The sequence below is a fragment of the Streptomyces sp. YIM 98790 genome, from assembly GCF_011421595.1.
Lineage (GTDB): Bacteria > Actinomycetota > Actinomycetes > Streptomycetales > Streptomycetaceae > Streptomyces.
On record NZ_WTLH01000287.1, the window covers coordinates 1 to 5,281 of the forward strand.

Here is a 5,281-nt window from a genome sequence, read left to right on the forward strand (position 1 = left end):
CGGGGCCGCCGGGGCCGCCGGGGCCGTCCGTGGCGCGGGCACCGTCGGTGCCGCGGGCCTGGGCGGCGGCGCGCCGCATCTCCTGGCGCAGGTCGTGCGCGGAGCCGTGCACGTCCTCCCGGATGTCGGCGGCCAGCGCGGCCAGCGACTCGCGGATCTCGCGTTCCAGTTCGGCGAGTTCGGCCGCGCGTTCGTCCAGCTCCCGGCGGCCGGCGTCGGTGAGGGCGTAGACCTTCCGGCCGCCCTCCTCGGTGTGGGTCACCAGCCCTTCGGCCTCCAGCTTGGCCAGGCGGGGATAGACGGTGCCCGCGGACGGGGCGTACAGGCCCTGGAAGCGCTCCTCCAGCAGCCGGATGACCTCGTAACCGTGACGCGGGGACTCACCGAGCAGCTTCAGCAGATACAGGCGGAGCCGGCCGTGGCCGAAGACGGGAGGCATGTCAGTCGTCCTTACGGAAGGAGGGGGTGTCGGAGGCGTCCGGGCCCGCACCGGGGCTTGCACCGGGGCTTGCACCGGGGCTTGCACCGGGGTCCGCGTCGGTGTCGGGAAACGTGTCGGCGTCCGGCGGNTCCGCGTCGGTGTCGGGAAACGTGTCGGCGTCCGGCGGACGGCGCAGCAGTGCCACCGCGCCCGAGACGGTGTTCACCCTGATCCGGCCGTCGCCGTCGCCCAGGGTGCCGGTGATCCGCCGGCCGCCCCAGCCGCCGTCCACCGAGAGCTCACCGAAGGCGCTGGAGACCGCGCCGCCGGCGGTTCCCGCCTCCACCTTGGCGCCGGTCCCGGCGGGCAGCCGCATCGCCACATCACCGGAGACCGTGCCGACCCTGAGGTCGACCGAGCGGGCGGCGGCGGAGGCGAGGTCCAGGGTGGCGCCGCCGCTGACCGTCTCCGAGCGCACCTCGGCGGTCCGGCTGTCGATCAGGGTGAGATCGCCGGAGACCGAGGCGAAGCGCAGCGGGCCGGAGAGCGACTGGGCCTCCAGGCTGCCGGAGACCGTCTCGGCGTGCACCGCCCCGCCGAGCCCGACCAGGGTGGCGTCCCCGGAGACCCCGCGCAGCTTGGCCGAGCCGGAGATCCCGGAGATCACCGCCGAGGCGCCGACCACCCCGACGGTCAGCCGGACCGTGGCGGGCACCGAGACGGAGACCACCGCCCGGCGGTTCCAGCCCGTGCGGTCCAGCCACTTCAGGAAGCCGGGCCACGGGGTGTCCTCGTAGGCGACCACCAGCCGGCCGTCGCTGTGCCGGACCGCCAGCGGCGGGCCGGTCAGTTCGCTGATCTCCACCCTGGCCGTCGGCCCGGGGCTGCCGACCACGTTCACGGTGCCGTTGATCAGCCGCACATGCAGCTCGGTGACGGGTGCGTCGATGTCCAGTGTCTGCGGCTCGGCGATCAGCCTGGAGCCGCAGGTGTCGTCCGGCATGGGTCCTCCCCGGGAGCGGGTACGAGAAAGCTATATCGCGACTGCCCTCCAGACACGATATATCGCGTATCTCGATTGTCAACGCCCCGGAGACCCGCCGCTACGCGCCGGGCTCGTCGTCCTCGTCGTCCAGCCGGGCCAGCCAGGTGGCCAGCCGCTCCACCGGGACCTCGAAATCCGGGTTGAGGTCCACGAACACCCGCAGCTGCTCGGCCAGCCAGCCCAGCGACACCTCCTCCTCGCCCCGCCGCTGCTCCAGCTCCTCGATACCGCGATCGGTGAAGTACACGTTCCTGCTCCGTGTCGGGATACGGCCGGGGGCCGGCGCCGACCGCCCGGTGACGGTGCGGCGCCGGCCCCCGGCGGATGTGCTCAGATGTCGAAGACCTCGTTGACCAGCGCCTGCTGCTCCGCCTGGTGGGCCTTGGGGGACCCCACGGCCGGGGAGGACGAGGCCGGGCGGGACACCCGGCGCAGCCGGTCCGCGTTCGGCACCGGGTCGGAGCCGATGATCAGATCCAGGTGGTCCACCAGGTTGAGCGCGATGAACGGCCAGGCACCCTGGTTGGCCGGCTCCTCCTGGGCCCAGAGGAACTTCGTCGCCTTCGGGTACTTGGCGATCTCCGCCTGCACCTCCTGGGCCGGCAGCGGGTAGAGCCGCTCCAGCCGGACCAGCGCGGTGTCCGTCAGGCCCCGCTTGGCCCGCTCCGCCGCCAGGTCGTAGTAGACCTTGCCGGAGCAGAACACCAGCTTGCGCACCTCCTCCGGGGAGACGGTGTCGTCGCCGATGACCGGGCGGAACCGGCCGGAGGTGAACTCCTCCGCCCGGGAGGTGGCCGTCTTCGCCCGCAGCAGGGACTTCGGGGTGAACACCACCAGCGGCTTGTGGTGCGGGTTGTGCACCTGCCAGCGCAGCAGGTGGAAGTAGTTGGACGGCAGGGTCGGCATGGCGACCGTCATGCTGTCCTGCGCGCAGAGCTGGAGGAAACGTTCGATCCGGGCCGAGGAGTGGTCCGGGCCCTGCCCCTCGTAGCCGTGCGGCAGCAGCAGCACCACGCCGGAGGACTGGCCCCACTTCTGCTCGGCCGAGGAGATGAACTCGTCGATCATGATCTGGGCGCCGTCGGCGAAGTCGCCGAACTGGGCCTCCCACATCACCAGCGCGTTCGGCCGGGCCAGCGAGTAGCCGTACTCGAAGCCCATCGCCGCGTACTCGCTGAGCAGCGAGTCGTAGACGTTGAACCGCGCCTGGTCCTCGGCGAGGTGGAGCAGCGGGGTGTACTCCTCGGCACTGGTCTGGTCGACCAGCACCGCGTGCCGCTGGGCGAAGGTGCCGCGCCGGGAGTCCTGGCCGGCCAGCCGCACCGGGGTGCCCTCCATCAGCAGCGAGCCGATGGCCAGCGCCTCGCCCATCGCCCAGTCGATGGTGCCCTCCTCCACCATGGCGGCGCGCCGCTGGAGCTGCGGCAGCAGCCGGGGGTGGACGTGGAACCGGTCGGGGATGCTGGTCTGGGACTCGGCGACCCGCTTCAGCACCTCCTGGCTGACCGCGGAGTCCACCGGGACCGGGAACTGGGCCAGCGGCGGGGTGGGCACCGGGGTCGGAGAGGGCGCCTCGGTGGCGTCCCGGACCTCCTTGAAGACCTTCTCCAGCTGGTCCTGGAAGTCCTGCAGGACCTGCTCGGCCTCCTCCATGGTGATGTCGCCGCGGCTGATCAGCGCCTCGGTGTACAGCTTGCGCACCGAGCGCTTCTTGTCGATCAGGTTGTACATCAGCGGCTGGGTGAAGGCCGGGTTGTCACCCTCGTTGTGGCCGCGGCGGCGGTAGCAGACCAGGTCGATGACCACGTCCTTGTTGAACGCCTGCCGGTACTCGAAGGCCAGCCGGCCGACCCGGCAGACCGCCTCCGGGTCGTCGCCGTTGACGTGGAAGATCGGGGCCTCGATCATCCGGGCGACGTCCGTGGAGTACATGGACGAGCGGGAGGCGGTGGGCGGGGCGGTGTAGCCGACCTGGTTGTTGACCACGATGTGCACCGTGCCGCCGGTGCGGTAGCCGCGCAGCTGCGACATGTTGAGCGTCTCGGCCACCACGCCCTGGCCTGCGAAGGCCGCGTCGCCGTGGATCAGCACCGGCAGCACGGTGAAGTCGGTGCCGCCCTTGCCGATGATGTCCTGCTTGGCCCGGGCCACGCCCTCGACCACCGGGTTGACCGCCTCCAGGTGGGACGGGTTGGCGGTCAGCGAGACCTTGATGGTGTCGCCGTTCTGGCCGGTGAAGGTGCCCTCGGTGCCCAGGTGGTACTTGACGTCGCCGGAGCCGTGGGTGGACTTCGGGTCCAGGTTGCCCTCGAACTCGCGGAAGATCTGGGCGTAGGACTTGCCGACCACATTGGCCAGCACGTTCAGCCGGCCGCGGTGGGCCATGCCGATCACGACCTCGTCCAGGGTGGCGCCGGCCGCCTCGTCCAGCACCGTGTCCAGCAGCGGGATCAGCGACTCGCCGCCCTCCAGGGAGAACCGCTTCTGCCCGACGTACTTGGTCTGGAGGAACGTTTCGAAGGCCTCCGAGGCGTTCAGCCGGCGCAGGATGCGCAGCTGCTCCTCGCGCTCCGGCGGGGTGTGCGGGCGCTCCACCCGGTCCTGGATCCACTTGCGCTCCTGCGGATCCTGGATGTGCATGTACTCGATGCCGGTGGTGCGGCAGTAGGAGTCCCGCAGCACACCCAGGATGTCGCGCAGCTTGAGCATGGACTTGCCCGCGAAACCGCCGACCGCGAACTCCCGCTCCAGGTCCCACAGGGTGAGCCCGTGCTCCTTGATGTCCAGGTCGGGGTGCTTGCGCTGCTTGTACTCCAGCGGGTCGGTGTCGGCCATCAGGTGGCCGCGCACCCGGTAGGCGTGGATCAGGTCGAAGACCCGGGCCGCCTTGGTGACCTCGTCGTCGTGGCTGACGTCGATGTCCCGGTGCCAGCGGACCGGCTCGTACGGGATGCGCAGCGCCTGGAAGATGTCGTCGTAGAAGCCGTGCTCGCCCAGCAGCAGCTGGCTCATGTGGCGCAGGAACTCGCCGGAGGCCGCGCCCTGGATCACCCGGTGGTCGTAGGTGCTGGTCAGCGTCATGACCTTGGAGATGCCCAGGCGGTTCAGGGTGTCCTGGGAGGTGCCCTGGAACTCCGCCGGGTACTCCATGGCGCCCACGCCCAGGATCACCGACTGGCCGGGCATCAGCCGCGGCACCGAGTGCACGGTGCCGATGCCGCCGGGGTTGGTCAGCGAGGCGGTGACCCCGGTGAAGTCCTCCATGGTGAGCTTGTTGGCCCGGGCCCGGCGGACGATGTCCTCGTAGGCCTGCCAGAACTCGAAGAAGGTCAGGGTCTCGGCCTTCTTCACGGCCGCCACCACCAGCTGGCGGTCACCGTTGGGCTTGACCAGGTCGATGGCCAGGCCGAGGTTGATGTGCTCGGGCTTGACCAGGGTCGGCTTGCCGTCCTTCTGGGCGAAGGAGTGATTCATGTCCGGCATCGCCTTGAGCGCCTGCACCATGGCGTAGCCGATCAGGTGCGTGAAGGAGACCTTGCCGCCGCGGGCGCGCTTGAGGTGGTTGTTGATGACGATGCGGTTGTCGAACAGCAGCTTCACCGGGACGGCCCGCACCGAGGTGGCGGTGGGCATCTCCAGCGAGGCGTTCATGTTCTTGGCGACGGCGGCGGCCGGGCCGCGCAGCGTGACCAGCTCGGGGCCGGTGTCCTCGGCGCCGGCGCCCTGCGGCGCCGGCGCGGTGGCCTTGGGCACGTCGCGGCCCATGGGCGCGGGCTGCCGCACCGAGGACTCGGCCTGCGGGGCCGGGCGGGGTG

At 71.0% G+C, this 5,281-nt stretch carries 4 protein-coding genes; all 4 read right to left on the bottom strand.

What is annotated here, in order from left to right; translation table 11 throughout:
• The coding region (locus tag GQS09_RS26785; protein ID WP_165990123.1) for a PadR family transcriptional regulator at window positions 1-439 on the bottom strand (439 nt) is incomplete at its 3' end.
• 1 nt (window position 440) lies between these two features.
• Entirely contained in the window at window positions 441-1,424 is a 984-nt protein-coding gene (locus tag GQS09_RS26790; protein WP_165990124.1) for a DUF4097 domain-containing protein, read from the bottom strand.
• A gap of 100 nt (window positions 1,425-1,524) precedes the next feature.
• A complete protein-coding gene (locus GQS09_RS26795) occupies window positions 1,525-1,713 on the bottom strand; it encodes a DUF6104 family protein (RefSeq protein ID WP_165990125.1) in 189 nt (62 codons plus the stop codon).
• 83 nt (window positions 1,714-1,796) lie between these two features.
• On the bottom strand, window positions 1,797-5,281 hold a 3,485-nt coding region (locus GQS09_RS26800; RefSeq protein ID WP_165990126.1), incomplete at its 5' end, for a multifunctional oxoglutarate decarboxylase/oxoglutarate dehydrogenase thiamine pyrophosphate-binding subunit/dihydrolipoyllysine-residue succinyltransferase subunit.